Annotated in this window: 16 protein-coding genes; 14 read left to right on the forward strand and 2 right to left on the reverse strand. The window is 70.0% G+C overall.

Translation table 11 applies throughout. The features are described from left to right. The first annotated feature begins 381 nt into the window (after positions 1-381). The 10 genes from rpsF to PQI07_RS05835 all read left to right on the forward strand — a co-directional run bounded on the left by rpsF (position 382) and on the right by PQI07_RS05835 (position 9,216). Positions 382-843, forward strand: coding sequence for a 30S ribosomal protein S6 (gene rpsF / locus PQI07_RS05790; protein ID WP_020090632.1), 462 nt, complete (start codon positions 382-384; stop codon positions 841-843). Positions 844-846: 3 nt separating this feature from the next. Continuing rightward, entirely contained in the window at positions 847-1,098 is a 252-nt protein-coding gene (rpsR, locus tag PQI07_RS05795) for a 30S ribosomal protein S18 (RefSeq protein ID WP_007561044.1), read from the forward strand. Between the two features lie 127 nt (positions 1,099-1,225). Further along, positions 1,226-2,305, forward strand: coding sequence for a DUF2232 domain-containing protein (locus PQI07_RS05800; RefSeq protein ID WP_274926237.1), 1,080 nt, complete (start codon positions 1,226-1,228; stop codon positions 2,303-2,305). Positions 2,306-2,346: 41 nt separating this feature from the next. Further along, positions 2,347-2,919 carry a 50S ribosomal protein L9 gene (rplI, locus tag PQI07_RS05805; protein ID WP_043346875.1) on the forward strand — a complete coding sequence of 191 codons (573 nt, stop codon included), beginning with the start codon at positions 2,347-2,349 and terminating at the stop codon, positions 2,917-2,919. Positions 2,920-3,288: 369 nt separating this feature from the next. Continuing rightward, positions 3,289-4,776 (forward strand): replicative DNA helicase, encoded by a 1,488-nt coding sequence (locus PQI07_RS05810; RefSeq protein WP_043346877.1) that lies wholly within the window; start codon positions 3,289-3,291, stop codon positions 4,774-4,776. Between the two features lie 132 nt (positions 4,777-4,908). Continuing rightward, positions 4,909-5,358 carry a cupin domain-containing protein gene (locus PQI07_RS05815; RefSeq protein ID WP_043346879.1) on the forward strand — a complete coding sequence of 150 codons (450 nt, stop codon included), beginning with the start codon at positions 4,909-4,911 and terminating at the stop codon, positions 5,356-5,358. A 10-nt stretch (positions 5,359-5,368) separates the two neighbouring features. Further along, positions 5,369-6,271: an SMP-30/gluconolactonase/LRE family protein gene (locus tag PQI07_RS05820; protein WP_274926238.1), complete on the forward strand. Its 903-nt coding sequence runs from the start codon at positions 5,369-5,371 to the stop codon at positions 6,269-6,271. 5 nt (positions 6,272-6,276) lie between these two features. Further along, positions 6,277-7,164: a VOC family protein gene (locus PQI07_RS05825; RefSeq protein ID WP_274926239.1), complete on the forward strand. Its 888-nt coding sequence runs from the start codon at positions 6,277-6,279 to the stop codon at positions 7,162-7,164. A gap of 82 nt (positions 7,165-7,246) precedes the next feature. Further along, the gene (lgt, locus tag PQI07_RS05830) at positions 7,247-8,149 is read left to right on the forward strand and encodes a prolipoprotein diacylglyceryl transferase (RefSeq protein ID WP_374701296.1); all 903 of its coding nucleotides are present in this window, start codon (positions 7,247-7,249) and stop codon (positions 8,147-8,149) included. Further along, complete coding sequence (locus PQI07_RS05835) at positions 8,146-9,216, forward strand: class I SAM-dependent methyltransferase (RefSeq protein ID WP_274926240.1); 1,071 nt, start codon at positions 8,146-8,148, stop codon at positions 9,214-9,216. Before lgt ends, PQI07_RS05835 begins: the two co-directional genes overlap by 4 nt. Before the next feature lie 42 nt (positions 9,217-9,258). Here the strand turns inward: PQI07_RS05835 and PQI07_RS05840 are convergent, their stop codons facing one another. Beyond that, complete coding sequence (locus PQI07_RS05840; protein ID WP_043346894.1) at positions 9,259-9,450, reverse strand: hypothetical protein; 192 nt, start codon at positions 9,448-9,450, stop codon at positions 9,259-9,261. A gap of 144 nt (positions 9,451-9,594) precedes the next feature. Here PQI07_RS05840 and pgeF point away from each other — a divergent pair, with 144 nt between their 5' ends. The 3 genes from pgeF to PQI07_RS05855 all read left to right on the forward strand — a co-directional run bounded on the left by pgeF (position 9,595) and on the right by PQI07_RS05855 (position 12,448). Then, the gene (gene pgeF, locus PQI07_RS05845) at positions 9,595-10,365 is read left to right on the forward strand and encodes a peptidoglycan editing factor PgeF (protein WP_274927687.1); all 771 of its coding nucleotides are present in this window, start codon (positions 9,595-9,597) and stop codon (positions 10,363-10,365) included. 268 nt (positions 10,366-10,633) lie between these two features. Further along, a complete protein-coding gene (locus tag PQI07_RS05850; RefSeq protein ID WP_043346898.1) occupies positions 10,634-11,473 on the forward strand; it encodes an outer membrane protein in 840 nt (279 codons plus the stop codon). Positions 11,474-11,671: 198 nt separating this feature from the next. Then, complete coding sequence (locus PQI07_RS05855) at positions 11,672-12,448, forward strand: DUF2076 domain-containing protein (protein ID WP_274926241.1); 777 nt, start codon at positions 11,672-11,674, stop codon at positions 12,446-12,448. A 113-nt stretch (positions 12,449-12,561) separates the two neighbouring features. On the opposite strand, the gene PQI07_RS05860 is transcribed toward PQI07_RS05855, so the two are convergent. After that, positions 12,562-13,377: a L,D-transpeptidase gene (locus tag PQI07_RS05860; protein ID WP_043382726.1), complete on the reverse strand. Its 816-nt coding sequence runs from the start codon at positions 13,375-13,377 to the stop codon at positions 12,562-12,564. A 278-nt stretch (positions 13,378-13,655) separates the two neighbouring features. Between PQI07_RS05860 and PQI07_RS05865 the strand changes: the two genes are divergently transcribed. Continuing rightward, the gene (locus PQI07_RS05865; protein WP_043382723.1) at positions 13,656-14,372 is read left to right on the forward strand and encodes a protein phosphatase CheZ; all 717 of its coding nucleotides are present in this window, start codon (positions 13,656-13,658) and stop codon (positions 14,370-14,372) included. The last annotated feature ends 53 nt before the right edge of the window (positions 14,373-14,425 follow it).

The raw sequence follows: 14,425 nt of genomic DNA on the forward strand, positions 1-14,425 counted from the left end.
AGAATCAGGCCGGGGCGGCGCTGCCCCCGCGCGGTCTCCGGCGCGAGCCCGGCCACGAGCCCGGCAGCGTGGCGCGCCAGATCCGATGCCTACTCCGGCGCCGCACCGGGATGCCTGAAGCGCGCGGCGAACTTGCCAGCGCGGCAAAAACCGACTATGCGCCGCCCCTCGCGTTCGCTCCGGCCGGGGGCTGAACGGACAATGCTGCTCGCGGCATAGGGATCTTGTCGGATCCCGTCGTCCGGTGTCTCCGCCTTCGATCAACCGCTCGGGCCTGAAAATCGGCTCGAAGGGCTTGGCGCCGAGCGTCTCGCGAGATGAACCGGCCCGACTCAGCCGCCCTCCGGCGGCCGGGCTCCTTTTGACGATGAAAGGCCCGATATGCCTCTCTACGAGCATGTGCTCTTGGCCCGCCAGGACGTGACGTCCCAGCAGGTCGAGACGATGATCGACACCTACAAGGGTGTGATCGAGCAGAACGGTGGCCGTCTCGAGAAGATCGAGATGTGGGGCGTGAAGTCCCTCGCCTACCGGATCAAGAAGAACCGCAAGGCGCATTTCGCGCTCCTCAACATCGATGCCCCGCCGGCCGCCATCGCCGAGATGGAGCGCCAGATGCAGATCTCCGAGGACGTGCTGCGCTTCATGACCATCCGGGTCGAGGAGCTCGATTCCGAGCCGTCCGCCATGATGCAGAAGCGCGACCGCGACGACCGCAAGGATCGCGAGCGCGGCCGTCGTCGGGATGACGAGGGCTTCGGTGGTGGCGGCTTCGGCGGCGACCGGGGTGACCGCGGCGATCGCGGTGACCGCGGCGAGCGTAGCTTCGGCGGGGAGGGCTAACCCATGGCTTTCGGTGCTGGTGCAGGCGGCGGACGCCGTCCCTTCTTCCGTCGTCGCAAGACCTGCCCGTTCTCCGGCGCGAACGCGCCGAAGATCGACTACAAGGACGTCAAGCTCCTCTCCCGCTACGTGTCGGAGCGCGGCAAGATCGTCCCGTCGCGGATCACCGCGGTCTCGGCCAAGAAGCAGCGCGAGCTCGCCCAGGCGATCAAGCGTGCCCGCTTCCTCGGCCTGCTGCCCTACGTGATCAAGTAGGTCACCGAACCGACCGGCCCGGCTCTCGCCCGGGCCGGTCCTCACAGAGGGCGGCGCGCGCCGCCCGATCGTTGGGGCGTATCCGTGCCTCTAACCCTGCCGCACCGGCAGCGGGACAGCGGAATTCATGGCACAGCATATCGGCATCGGTATCGGCGCGGGCCTCGTCTCGGCACTGCTGTTCGGGGTGCTTCTGAAGGCGACCCCCCTCGCGATCCTGCTCTACCTCGTGGCACCGCTGCCGATCCTGATCGTCGGCCTCGGCTGGAGCCATAAGGCCGCCTTCGTGGCGGCGGCCACCGGCAGCCTCGTGCTGATCCTCGTGATTGCCCCGTTCATGGGGCTCGCCTTCGCGGCCTACATCGCCCTTCCCGCCTGGTGGCTCGCCTACCTCACGCTCCTCGGGCGCGAGACGCAAGCCGGCCTTGAATGGTACCCGACCGGCCGCCTGCTCGGCTGGATCGCCGCCACGGCCGCCCTCGCCTTCATCGCCATCGCGGTCCTGTCCTCGCCGAATCACGCGGCCTTCGATGCACAGCTGCGCGGGCTCGCCCAGACGCTGGTGCAGACACGCATGCCTGCAACCCGCAGCCCTGCCGAAACCCGACGCGCCGGTGCGCCGGCGACCGGCTCCGACGCCGCCGGCCAGGACGCCGCCGGCCAAGACAAGGCTGGACAGGACGCGGGCGGTCAGGACGCGGCGGCCGCGCCCGAGCCGGCGCCGCAGACCGGTGACGATCAGGCAGACGTGACGCGGACCGAGGTCGCGGATGCCCTCGCCCGGGTGGTACCGGCCTTGGCGGCGAACGGTCTCGCGCTGCTGCTGGCCTTCTATCTCTGGGCCTCGGCCCGGATCGTGAAGATCTCGGGCCGCCTGCCGCGGCCCTGGCCGGACATCCCCTCCACCACGATGCCGCGCTCGACGCTCGCGGCGCTCGCGGCCGCCGTCGCGATGTGCTTCGCCCCCGGCTATGTCGGCGTCTTCGGCGTCGCGCTGGTCGGAGCCTTCAGCGCAGCCTTCGCCCTTCAGGGACTCGCCGCCTTCCACGACCGTTCCCGCGGCCGGCCCGGACGCGGGCTGATGCTGTTCGGCATGTATCTGATCCTGTTCGTGACCCAGGGTATCGCCCTGGTCGCCCTCACCCTGTTCGGCCTCGCCGATACAGCCCTCGACCGCCGGCGTCCCAAGGACAGCCCGGCGCCGTGAGACCCCGGCCTCAGCGGCCGACCACCTGAAGGAGAAAGACCATGGAAGTGATCCTGCTCGAGCGCGTGGCCAAGCTTGGCCAGATGGGCGAGACCGTGAATGTCCGCCCGGGCTTCGCCCGCAACTTCCTGCTCGCCCGCGGCAAGGCCCTGCGCGCGACGGAAGCCAACAAGAAGCATTTCGAGGCCCAGCGCGCCCAGCTCGAGGCCCGCAACCTCGACCGCAAGAAGGACGCCGAGGCCGTCGCCGAGAAGCTGAACGGCCAGAGCTTCGTCCTGATCCGCCAGTCGGGCGAGACCGGCGTGCTCTACGGCTCCGTCTCGACCCGCGACCTCGCCGAGGTCGTCTCGAAGGAGGGCTTCACGGTCGACCGCGGCCAGTTCACCCTGAACCAGCCGATCAAGACCCTGGGCCTCCACAAGGTCCCGGTGGTGCTGCACCCCGAGGTCGAGGTCGAGATCACCGTCAACGTCGCCCGCAGCCCCGAGGAGGCCGAGCGTCAGGCCCGCGGCGAGTCGGTCACCGAGCGCGAGGCGTTCAACCTCGACGACCTGGGTCTCGAGGTCGGCATGGCGCTGGCCGATGCCGGCGAGGGTGCCGACGACCGCGGCTGATTTCTTCCGCGGATAATCCGACCGGCTTCGGGGCCGGTCGGGCGTGCGGGACATGGCGGGCCGGGTACCGGACCGGGCCACGCCCTAGGCCGGGCGCCGGACGCGCCGCGTTCGGGCTCGGCTGGGAACCGTCCCCAGCCCTGTATACCGGTGAACACTGGGGACGATTGCCCCCGAGACTTGACACGTTCCAGTTTTGTTCCAGCATGGACGCCCGCCGCTCGCGAGAGTCGGCGGGCGTCCGCTTTTCCGCGCCCCGGCCCGGGAGAACCGGCCGTCGGCTAAGCTTCGGTAACCATACCGAGGCCAAGGTCGTGCGGTGTGATCCTGGCGCGCCCGCCGCGGCGCCTGATACGGAGTCGTCCGCCGATGGCCCTGCCCAATGCGCTCACGGCCAAGCTCGAAACGGTCCAGGCCGAGTACCGCGTCGCCCCGCACAACATCGACGCGGAGCAGGCGCTGCTGGGCGCGATCCTGGTGAACAACGACGCCTATTACCGGGTGTCGGACTTCCTGCTGGCCGAGCACTTCATGGAGGATGCCCACCAGCAGATCTTCACGGTGGCGGCGTCCCTGATCAAGGCGGGCAAGCTCGCCACGCCCATCACCATGAAGACCTATCTGGGCGACGCCGATTTCGGCGGCCAGACGGTGATGCAGTACCTCGCCCGGCTCGCCGCCGACGCCACCACGGTGATCAATGCCGGCGAGTACGGCCGCACGATCTACGACCTCGCCATCCGCCGCCGGCTGATCACCATCGGCGAGGATCTGGTGAACGGCGCCTACGAGGCGCCCGTGGAGCAGGCGCCGCGCGACCAAATCGAGGAAACCGAGCGGCGGCTCTACGAACTGGCCGAGGCCGGACGCTACGACGGCGGCTTCCAGAAGTTCTCCGACGCGCTGACCGCCGCGGTCGACATGGCCGCCAAGGCCTATCAGCGCGAGGGCAAGCTCTCCGGCATCGCCACGGGCCTCAGCGATCTCGACGCCAAGATGGGCGGCCTCCAGCCCTCCGACCTGATCATTCTCGCGGGCCGCCCGGCCATGGGCAAGACCTCGCTGGTGACCAACATCGCCTTCAACATCGCCAAGGCCTATCGCGGCGAGAAGCAGGCGGACGGCACGACCAAGACCGTGAATGGCGGGATCGTCGGGTTCTTCTCCCTCGAAATGTCGGCCGAGCAGCTCGCCACCCGTATCATCGCCGAGCAGTCGGGCGTCCCCTCCTACAAGATCCGCCGCGGCGACATCCGGCCGGAAGATTTCTACAAGATCACCGATGCCGCCCGCGACATGCAGACGATCCCGTTCTACATCGACCAGAGCGGCGGCATCTCGATCGCCCAGCTCGCCGCCCGGGCCCGGCGCCTCAAGCGCCAGAAGGGGCTGGATCTGCTGATCGTCGATTATCTCCAGCTGTTGTCGGGCTCCGGCAAGCGCAGCGACAACCGCGTGCAGGAGATGACCGAGATCACCACGGGCATGAAGGCGCTCGCCAAGGAACTGGCGGTGCCGATCATCGGCCTGTCGCAGCTCTCGCGTCAGGTGGAGAACCGCGACGACAAGCGCCCGCAGCTCGCCGACCTTCGCGAATCGGGCTCGATCGAGCAGGACGCCGACGTGGTGATGTTCGTGTTCCGTGAGGAATACTACGTCGGCAACAAGAAGCCCCGCGAAGGGACCGAAGAGTTCTTCGCCTGGGAGGCCGAGATGCAGCGCGTCCACGGCAAGGCCGAGGTCATCCTCGGCAAGCAGCGTCACGGCCCGACCGGCACGGTGGAGCTGCAATTCGACGCCAACATCACCCGGTTCTCGAACCTCGCGCAGACGGATCGGATCCCCGAGCAGATGTGACGGCGCGGGCCGCTGGCGGGTCCGGCCTCGGGACGGCACGTCGGCCGTCCCGATCGCCGACATCCGCGCGCGAACCATCGCCAAGCCCGGCCGTTGTGGGACAACAAGTGTCCCGCCGCGGCAGGAGCGACGATGAGCGAGCAGACCCCTCCGAAGATGCCGTACTGGCACGTCTACACCGATGCGGAGGGGGTGAGCCGCCAGGAGCTGTTCCATCTCGAGCGGTTCAAGTTCGAGGGGATCAACCCCGAGACCGCGCCGCAGTGGAACGACAAGATGGATCCGGCCCCGTCGGTCGTGACCTTCACGGTCCTGCCGGTCGGGTGGGTGGGCGAGTGGCACGAGAATCCGCGGCCGCAATGGATCGCCATCCTCTCGGGGCGCTGGTTCGTCGAGACCATGGACGGCCACCGGGTCGAGATGGGCCCGGGCGAGCTGATGATGGGCGAGGACCAGAACACGAAGGCGCGGGACGGCAAGAAGGGCCACCTGTCCGGCACGGTGGGCGACGAGCCCTGCACCATGATCGTGACCGGCCTGCAGGTCGAGCCGACCGTCAATCAGCCCGGCCGCTTCAAGTAGGCCCGGTCTAATGGAGGGCTTCGACCTCACGCAGCCGCGCTTCAAGGCCTACATCCTGCCGAACGCACCGCTGGAGAAGCTCGCCGAGGGGTTCCGCTGGACGGAGGGTCCGGTCTGGTTCGGCGACCGCGACGAGCTGCTGTTCTCGGATCTCCCGAACAACCGGGTGATGCGCTGGTCCGACTCTGCCGGCCTGAGCGTCTACCGGGCGGCGAGCGACTTCGAGAACGGCCACGCCCGCGACCGCCAGGGACGGATGCTGTCCTGCTCGCATCGCGGCCGGCGCATCCACCGCACCGAACTCGACGGAAGCATCACCAGCCTCGTGGAGCGCTACCGGGGGCGGCGGCTGAACTCGCCCAACGACATCGTCTGCAAGTCGGACGGGACGATCTGGTTCTCGGATCCGCCCTACGGCATCCAGACCGACTATGAAGGCGGCAAGCAGGATTCCGAGCTGCCCGCCGCGGTCTACCGGTTCGACCCGCGCGACGGCTCGCTGCGGGTGGTGGCCGACGATTTCCAGGGGCCGAACGGGCTGTGCTTCTCGCCCGACGAGCGCAGGCTCTACATCGTCGAGACCGGCCTGCAGTTCGACACCGACCCGCTCCAGCACGTCCGCGTGTTCGACGTCGGCGAAGACGGCGGCCTGTCCGGGGGCGCCGTCTTCTGCATGATCGCGCCGGGCAATGCCGACGGGATCCGCTGCGACGAGCATGGCAATCTCTGGTCGAGCGCCGGGGACGGGGTCCACTGCATCGACCCGGGCGGCGAGCTGGTCGGCAAGATCCGCGTGCCCGCGACGGTCGCCAACCTGACCTTCGGCGGCCGCAACAACAGCCGCCTCTTCCTCTGCGCCTCGCAGGCGCTCTACGCGATCTACGTGAACGTGCGGGGGGCTCCTCTCCTGTGAGCGGGGTGCGGGCGCTCATCGGGTTCGGCCGCACCGTCGCGGACCTTGCCGTCACGGAAGTTTTCTACCGGGACGGGCTCGGCTTCGCGCGGATCGCGCCGCCGGAACCCCTGCCCCCCGCGCAGGCGGAAGCGATGGGACTCGGGGACAGGCGCGCGACGCAGCTGCGCATGCGGCTCGGCGCGCAGACCGTCACCTTCCTCACGGTGGATCCGCCCGGTGCGCCCTACCCGGCCGATCCGGCGGCGACCGACCCGTTCTTCCAGCATCTCGCGATCCCGGTCCGCGACATGGCGGCCGCGATGGCGCAGCTCGCGCCGCTATCCCCGATTCCCATCAGCCGCGGCGGTCCCCAGCGCCTGCCGGAATCCACGGGGGGCGTGACCGCCTACAAGTTCCGTGACCCCGACGGGCACCCGCTGGAGCTGATCGTCTTTCCCGGCGGCCCCCCGGCCGACCGCTGGCGCGAGGCGCCGGGGCTGTTTCTGGGGATCGATCACTCGGCGATCACCGTCACCGATCTTGAGGCGACCCTGGCCTTCCTGACCGGCCCCCTCGGTCTCACGCTGGCGGAACGCGGCCTGAATCAGGGCCCGGAACAGGCACGCCTCGATGGCCTGGACGATCCGCAGGTCGATGTGCTGGCGCTGGAACCGCCGGAGCCGGCGCCGCACGTGGAACTGCTGCATTATCGCGTGCCCGCCACCGAACGGCGGCTCGTCTTCGGGCCCGCCGACCGGGCCGCGACCCGCTACGTCTTCGCCACGGCCGATCCGCAGGCCTTGTCGCGACGCTTGCGCGCGGCCGGACGGGTTCCGCAGGCCTCCGCCGACGGCGCAGCGGTCTATTGCGCGGGGCCGGACGGACACGGCGTCTTGTTCGTGCGCGCCTGAGGCCTCCACTCCGGCAGGGTGCCCTCGGGCTTGACGCGTCGCCCCTCCGGCGTCCAATCCGGCCGCCCCGGAGGTGAGACTGATGCCGTTCCTCGCCCTGCCCTTTCCGGCCATCGATCCTGTGGCGCTCGCGATCGGGCCGATCACGATCAAATGGTACGCCCTCGCCTACATCGCCGGCCTGATCGGCGGGTGGTACTACGCGCGCCGCCTCGTCATGGCCGACAGCCTCTGGGGCGTGGTGAAGCGCCCGCAGGTCGTCGACATCGACGACCTCGTCGTCTGGGTGGCGCTCGGCGTCGTGCTCGGCGGCCGGATCGGCTACGTGCTGTTCTACAATCTCCCGATGTACATCGCCGATCCGATGGAGATCCTGGCGATCCGCAACGGCGGCATGTCGTTCCACGGCGGCTTCATCGGGGCGATCCTGGCCTTCCTGCTGTTCGCGCGCGGCAAGGGCCTTAACGGCTACACGCTCCTCGACATCGGCGCGGTGGTCGTGCCGATCGGCCTGTTCTTCGGCCGGATCGCCAATTTCGTGAACGGCGAACTCTGGGGCCGCGTGGCGCCGGACTTCCCCTACGCCATCGTGTTCCCGAGCGGCGGGCCCGTGCCCCGCCATCCGAGCCAGCTCTACGAGGCCGCCACAGAAGGTCTGCTGCTGTTCATCGTGATGGCGGTGAGCGTCCGCCGGTTCGGCTTCCGCAAGCCCGGCCTCCTCGGCGGCATCTTCGTCCTCGGCTACGCCCTGGCGCGGACCTTCTGCGAGTTCTTCCGCGAGCCGGACCGCCAGCTCGGCTTCCTGTTCGGCGACCATTTCGGTCCGATGGGCGGCGGCGTGACCATGGGCATGCTGCTGTGCGTGCCGATGATGGTCGTCGGCCTCACCTACATCGTGCTGGCCGGGACCGGCCGGACGCGTCCGCGCCATCCGGTGGCGACACCCGCCGCCGAGGCGGACCGCAAGGCGGCCGTCGAGGCGTGAGCCCCCTCGGAGCCGAGATCGCGGCGCTGATCCGCCAGAACGGGCCGATCGGCGTCGATCGCTACATGGCCCTGTGCCTCGGCCATCCGGTCCACGGCTACTACCGCACCCGCGACCCTCTGGGCGCTCGGGGCGACTTCACCACCGCGCCCGAGATCAGCCAGATGTTCGGCGAGTTGATCGGTGCCTGGAGCGCCTATGTCCACGAGTTGATGGGACGACCCGATCCCCTGGTTCTGGTGGAGCTGGGGCCCGGCCGCGGCACGCTGATGGCGGACGCGCTGCGGGCGTTGCGGGCGGCGCGCCCGGGAATGCGCGTGGCACCGCATCTGGTGGAGACCAGCCCGGTCCTGCGGGCCGCGCAGGAACGCCTCCTCGCCGGGACCGGCGCGGCGTGGCACGCCGACATCGAGTCGCTGCCTCCGGGTCCCGCGATCATCCTGGCGAACGAGTTCTTCGACTGCCTGCCGGTGCGCCAGTTCGAGCGCCGGCCGACGGGCTGGCACGAGCGGCAGGTCGGCCTCGATCCGCAGGGCGGCCTCGCCTTCGGGCTGTCGCCGGAGCCGACCCCCGGCCTCGACGCGGACGGCCCGGACGGGGCGCTCATGAGCGTGCCGACGGCCGGGCTCGCGCTGATGCGCAGCTTGGCGCGGCGTCTGTGCACCCAGGGGGGCAGCCTGCTGGCCATCGATTACGGCCATGTCCGACCAGGCTTCGGCGACACCCTCCAGGCCCTGTCGGGGCATCGCTTCGCCGATCCACTGGCCGCGCCCGGCGAGGCGGATCTGACGCATCATGTCGATTTCGCCGCCCACGCGAAGGCGGCACAGGCCGAGGGCGCGGCGATCCATGGGCCGGTGGACCAGGGCGACTTCCTGGCAGCCCTCGGACTCGGCGCCCGTGCCGAACGTCTGAAGGCCCGGGCCAATGCGGCGCAATCCGCCGCGATCGACGCGGCAATCACCCGCCTCACGGATCCGAGCCGGGGCGGGATGGGCAGCCTGTTCAAGGTGATGGCGGTGAGCGGCCCGGCCCTCGGACCGCTCCCGGGGTTTCCGGCGGCCTGAGCCGCCGGGCCGATCCTCGGCCCCGCAGGGGGCCGGATTCGGTCAGCCGAAGGAGCCGAAGCCGGAATCCGTCTGGGTGGACGGCCGCGGTGTCGGCGGTGCAGGCGGGTTGAGGTCGGTCGGGTCGAAGGCGGCGGGCTCTCCCGTGACGGGGTGGGCGGGCGCGCTCGGGATCCGGGGCTCTTCAGCCTCGGGCGTCTCGGGCAGGACGTCGGTCTCGATCCCTCGTGACATTGCGATCCTTCTCAAGGCGGAGCCGGATCGGCTCCATACTGCAATGCAGCAAGAATCTGACGGTTGAACGACATCGTCAAGGGTCCGCCCTTGCGCTATCGGGGCGCGATACGAGCAACCGCGAGGCCGACCGTGACCGCAGGCATGATCATCGAGGCGCCGGAACTCTCCGCGCATGCGGGCGTGCGCCACGCCTTCTTCACCCGCGTCGGCGGGGTTTCGGACGGCCTCTACGCGTCGCTTAACGGTGGGCTCGGCTCCCAGGATGTGCCGGAGCGCGTCGCCGAGAACCGGGCGCGGATGTGCGCCGGGCTCGGCCTGCCGCCGGATCGGCTCGTCAGCCTGTACCAGGTCCACTCGGCCGATGTCGTCACCGTCGAAGCGCCCTTCGCGGCGTCGGAGCGGCCCAAGGCCGACGCCATGGTGACGCGGGTGCCGGGCCTGGCGCTCGGTATCGCCACGGCGGATTGCGGGCCGATCCTGTTCGCGGATCCCGAGAACGGGGTCGTCGGCGCCGCCCATGCCGGCTGGAAGGGCGCCCTCACCGGCGTGATCGGCGCGACGGTGGCGGCGATGGAGGCGCTCGGCGCGCGGCGGCAGCGGATCGTCGCCGTGCTGGGCCCGACGATCGGCCAGGCTTCCTACGAGGTCGGCCCGGACTTCATCACCCGGTTCCGGTCCGACGCCCCCGGCATGGAGCGCTTCCTCGCGGCCGGCACGCGGCCCGGACACGTGCAGTTCGACCTGCCGGGCTTCATCCTGGCCCGGCTCGCCGAGGCCGAGGTCGGGGAAGCCAGCGCGCTCAACCTCTGCACCTACGCGGATCCGGAGCGGTTCTACAGCTATCGGCGGACCACGCATCGCGGCGAGGCCGATTACGGCCGCCTCATCTCCGCCGTGACGCTCGTCCCCTGACGGCGCGGTCCGCCACCGGACACGGGGGTGCGACACTTTGTCGATGCACGGGTGAGAAAAAAGCGTAGCCGTGAATGAACCTTGGCCATTCGCCCGCGTTGGGGGGTCAAGGTGCCGGGGATAAACGGCGGGTTGCCATAAGGGGCCGCGAATGCGGTCGGCGACACCGCGGAGCGCAAAGCAGCCCTGGAACCGCTGGAACGCAGCCAGATCCGGTTACGCCCCCGTCCGGCCACGGTCGGGGCGGACCACCAGTGAGGACCAGATCATGAAATCCCTGCTCCGTGTGACCACGGCCCTCGCGGGCGTCGCCTTCGCCGGCTCGGCCTTCGCCGCCGACCTGCCGCGCCGCGCCGCCCCGCCGCCGATCTTCACCCCCGTCCCGGTCTTCACCTGGACCGGCGCCTATTTCGGTATCAACGCCGGCTACGCTTTCGACGCCAGCGACCGCAACACCGGTTCCAGCTTCGGCGTGCCCTTCCCCTACGCCGCTCCCGGCACCGTCGCGACCTTCCGCAACCGCAGCCAGGACGGCTTCTCCGGCGGTGGCCAGGTCGGCTACAACTACCAGTTCACGCCCGGCTCCGGCATCGTCATCGGCGTCGAGGCCGACGCCCAGTACCTCGACTTCGGCCGCAGCCGGAACAACGCCTTCATCTCCGGCGCGCTGGCCCCCGGCTACTACGTCACCGACCCGCGCGGCCTCTCCAGCCTCGACTTCTTCGGCACCGTCCGCGGTCGCCTCGGCTACGCCTTCGACCGCACCCTGATCTACGGCACCGGCGGCTTCGCCTACGGCTCGGGCAGCGCCGACCGCTCCTTCGGCGGCTATGCCGGCAACGACAGCTTCCGCACCGGCTGGGCCGCCGGCGGCGGCATCGAGTATGCCCTGCCCACCGACTCCTTCCTGAACTTCTTCCGCTCGTCGGCCGTGACGCTCAAGGTCGAAGGCCTGTACGTCAATCTCGACCGCGGCACCCGCAACCAGGGCGCGCTCGTCGTCAACGCCGCCAACAACTTCCCCGTCGTCTACAGCGGCGTCGGCCGCCGCTCCGACGAGTTCGCCGTCGTCCGCGCCGGCCTGAACTACAAGTTCGGCACGTTCTAGGATTGCGCGACGGCGCGGCTACGGCCGCGTTCGGGATCCGTCTTTAGGAAGCCCGGCCGAAAGGTCGGGCTTCTCGTTTTTCGCGGCCGGCGGATGAAGTTTTCGCAATCCCCCTGACAAAGCGTCGCCGCGCACCCATGTCGTGTCTGCCATGCGGCGCGTTCGGGCCCGCGGGTGAGATTCGAGGAGGACGACTCCATGAACAGCGAAGAACGCGACGTCATTTCGGGCATCTTCCAGCGGCTGGAGCAGGCGCAGACCCAGCCCCGCGACGCGGAGGCGGAGCGCTTCATCGCCGACAAGATCCGCGCCCAGCCCTACGCGCCCTACGCGATGGCGCAGCTGATCTACGTCCAGGAGGAGGCGATCAAGAGCCTGAACCAGCAGCTGGAGCAGGCGCGCAGCCAGGCGGCCTCTGCGCAGCCCTCGGGCGGCGGCGGCTTCCTGTCGAGCATCTTCGGCGGCGGCAGCCAGCGCCAGGAGCCGCAGCCCGGCTACGCACAGCAGCGTCCCGCCGGACAACCCTGGGGCAATCAGGGCGGCGCGCCCCCGCAGGGCTATCCCCAGCAAGGCTACCCGCAGCAGGGGGGCTATCCCCAGCAGGGCGGCTATCCCCAGCAGGGCGGCCCGTGGGGCGGTCAGCCGCAGGCGCCGGCACGCGGCGGCGGCTTCATGGCGACGGCGCTCCCCATGGCGGCGGGCGCGGCCGGCGGCATGCTCCTGGGCAGCGCCCTGTCGAACGCCTTCGCGGGCGGCCATTCGAGCCTCGGCAGCGCTGCGGCCGCCGGCCTGGGCGGCGGTGCCGGCGAGACCGTGGTCAACAACTACTACGGCGACGGTGGCAACCAGGATCTCGGAGCCGCCCTGGACAACAGCGGCGGCGACCTGGGTAGCTTCCAGGACGCGAACTACAGCGATCCGGGCGGCGATTTCGGCGGCGACCTGAGCGGCGGCGACGACAGCGACTGGACCTGATCGTCCAGCCCCGGCGTCAGCCCCCCAAAGAAAGAGGCCCGGTCGCGTCAGGCGCGGCCGGGCCTTTCCGTATCCGAAGGGTCAGCCTGCGTGATGCCGACGACGTCAGGCGCTCACAGGACTTCGACGCGCGTTCCCACCGGCACGCGGTCGTAGAGGTCGACGACGTCGTCGTTCATCATCCGGATGCAGCCCGACGAGACCGACTGACCGATCGTGTTGGGCTCATTGGTGCCGTGGATCCGGTAGAGCGATGAGCCGAGATACAGGGCCCGCGCCCCGAGGGGATTCTCCGGCCCGCCGGCCATGTGGCGCGGCAGGTCGGGCCGGCGGGCGAGCATCTCCGCCGGCGGTGTCCAGTCCGGCCACTCCGCCTTGCGGCTGACGGTCTTCAGACCGCTCCAGGCGAAGCCGGGACGGCCGACGCCGATCCCGTAGCGGAGGGCGCGCTGGCCGGCCTGCACGAGGTAGAGATGCTTGCCGGCGGTATCGATGACGATCGTCCCGGGCTTCTGCGGCCCCGCGAACGGAACCTCCTGGCGCTGGAATTCCGGCGCGACCGCACGAGCGATCCGGGCGGGATCCGCCTGGGATGCTCCGTAGGCGGCCGCGGGCGGCGCGCCGTAGGGCTGAGCCGCACCGTAAGCCTGTCCGTAGGATTGTCCGTATGCCTGAGCGGCCTCCGGTTCGGCCGGCACCAGTTCCCCGGAATAGGCCGCGACCCGCTGGGACGTCGCCGCCCGCTGCGGGGCCGCGGAGCGCTGCGGCCAGCCGCGGCCGCCGCCCCCGGCGCTTCCGGTGACGAGGTACTCGATCAGGCCGCCGCCGTAGCCGCCCTCGGCGTAGCGCGCCTGTTGCGCGCGCGCAGGCCCGCACAGCACGAAAGCGGCCGCGGCCGCCGCCATTCCCAATCGGACCGAACCCCGCATCGTCGCATGCTCCCGAGCCGGCGCCCAAGCGCCCGGCCCGCGAACGATCCCGCGGCATTTTACCGAATCAGGTGAAGGAACGTGGTGAATCGCGCCGAGGCCGCGGTCTCTCCCCGGCCCGTCGGCGGCAGCGTGAATCGCCGGTTAACCGTTCATCGCAGCCCGCCGCGCCTTCGGGAGGCGGCCCGGAACGCTCGGAAAAAGCTTGGCAGTCACAGTCCGCTAACCGATGTGGTAGAGAGTTGCGTCGACGGACCCCGAACGCCCACGCCCGGACGATGACCCAGAAGCGCTATCGCATCGAAGACAGCCTCGGGATTCCCGCGGCCCCCCAGCCTGGTCCGGGCTCGATCGCCTCGAACGAGCGACTCGAAGAAATCTTCAGCGCCATCCAGGACTTGCGCCGCGTCACGCAGATGAGCGCCAGCGAGACGATCGAGTCGTGCCGGCGCGAGCTGCACGAAGCGCTCGCGATGCGCACGGAACTCGACGTGATGAAGGAGGCGATCACCCGCACCAAGTCGGAGCTGGCGACGCTGCATCGGACGGAGAATACCGGCAAGGGCATGCGCCGGGCGGCCGACGAACTCGACGCCGTGGTCGATTCGACGGAGCGCGCCACGACGCAGCTCCTCGGGGCGATCGAGGAGATCGAGAGCCACGCCGGCATGCTCAACGCCGCGACGCTGCCGCCCGGGCTGAAGCAGCACGTCGACGTGATCCTCGAGCGCGTGATCACCGCCTACGAGGCCTGCAACTTCCAGGACCTGACCGGCCAGCGGATCACCAAGATCGTCGGCGTGATGAAGTTCATCGAGGAGCATCTCGACCGGCTGATCGCCACGTGGTCGGAGCTCGACAGCTTCAAGGAGCTCATCACCGTCATGCCGGTGCCGACCTCCCTGGACGACGAGAGCTCGCTCCTGAACGGTCCGAAGCTCGACCACGATCCCGGCCACGTCGACCAGAGCGACATCGACTCGCTGTTCGACTGATCCCCGGTCCGGGCGCGCGATTTTTGTCGCCGCCCCGGTCCCGCTGGCGCTCA

This window comes from Methylobacterium sp. 092160098-2 (genome assembly GCF_028920805.1).
Lineage (GTDB): Bacteria > Pseudomonadota > Alphaproteobacteria > Rhizobiales > Beijerinckiaceae > Methylobacterium > Methylobacterium fujisawaense.

What these genes read in the sequence shown, in the direction of transcription:
- rpsF (WP_020090632.1), top strand. Translation starts at nt 382, where the DNA reads ATGCCTCTCTACGAGCATGTGCTCTTGGCCCGCCAGGACGTGACGTCC.
- rpsR (WP_007561044.1), top strand. Translation starts at nt 847, where the DNA reads ATGGCTTTCGGTGCTGGTGCAGGCGGCGGACGCCGTCCCTTCTTCCGT.
- PQI07_RS05800 (WP_274926237.1), top strand. Translation starts at nt 1,226, where the DNA reads ATGGCACAGCATATCGGCATCGGTATCGGCGCGGGCCTCGTCTCGGCA.
- rplI (WP_043346875.1), top strand. Translation starts at nt 2,347, where the DNA reads ATGGAAGTGATCCTGCTCGAGCGCGTGGCCAAGCTTGGCCAGATGGGC.
- PQI07_RS05810 (WP_043346877.1), top strand. Translation starts at nt 3,289, where the DNA reads ATGGCCCTGCCCAATGCGCTCACGGCCAAGCTCGAAACGGTCCAGGCC.
- PQI07_RS05815 (WP_043346879.1), top strand. Translation starts at nt 4,909, where the DNA reads ATGAGCGAGCAGACCCCTCCGAAGATGCCGTACTGGCACGTCTACACC.
- PQI07_RS05820 (WP_274926238.1), top strand. Translation starts at nt 5,369, where the DNA reads ATGGAGGGCTTCGACCTCACGCAGCCGCGCTTCAAGGCCTACATCCTG.
- lgt (WP_374701296.1), top strand. Translation starts at nt 7,247, where the DNA reads ATGCCGTTCCTCGCCCTGCCCTTTCCGGCCATCGATCCTGTGGCGCTC.
- PQI07_RS05840 (WP_043346894.1), bottom strand. Translation starts at nt 9,450, where the DNA reads ATGTCACGAGGGATCGAGACCGACGTCCTGCCCGAGACGCCCGAGGCT.
- pgeF (WP_274927687.1), top strand. Translation starts at nt 9,595, where the DNA reads ATGATCATCGAGGCGCCGGAACTCTCCGCGCATGCGGGCGTGCGCCAC.
- PQI07_RS05850 (WP_043346898.1), top strand. Translation starts at nt 10,634, where the DNA reads ATGAAATCCCTGCTCCGTGTGACCACGGCCCTCGCGGGCGTCGCCTTC.
- PQI07_RS05855 (WP_274926241.1), top strand. Translation starts at nt 11,672, where the DNA reads ATGAACAGCGAAGAACGCGACGTCATTTCGGGCATCTTCCAGCGGCTG.
- PQI07_RS05860 (WP_043382726.1), bottom strand. Translation starts at nt 13,377, where the DNA reads ATGCGGGGTTCGGTCCGATTGGGAATGGCGGCGGCCGCGGCCGCTTTC.
- PQI07_RS05865 (WP_043382723.1), top strand. Translation starts at nt 13,656, where the DNA reads ATGACCCAGAAGCGCTATCGCATCGAAGACAGCCTCGGGATTCCCGCG.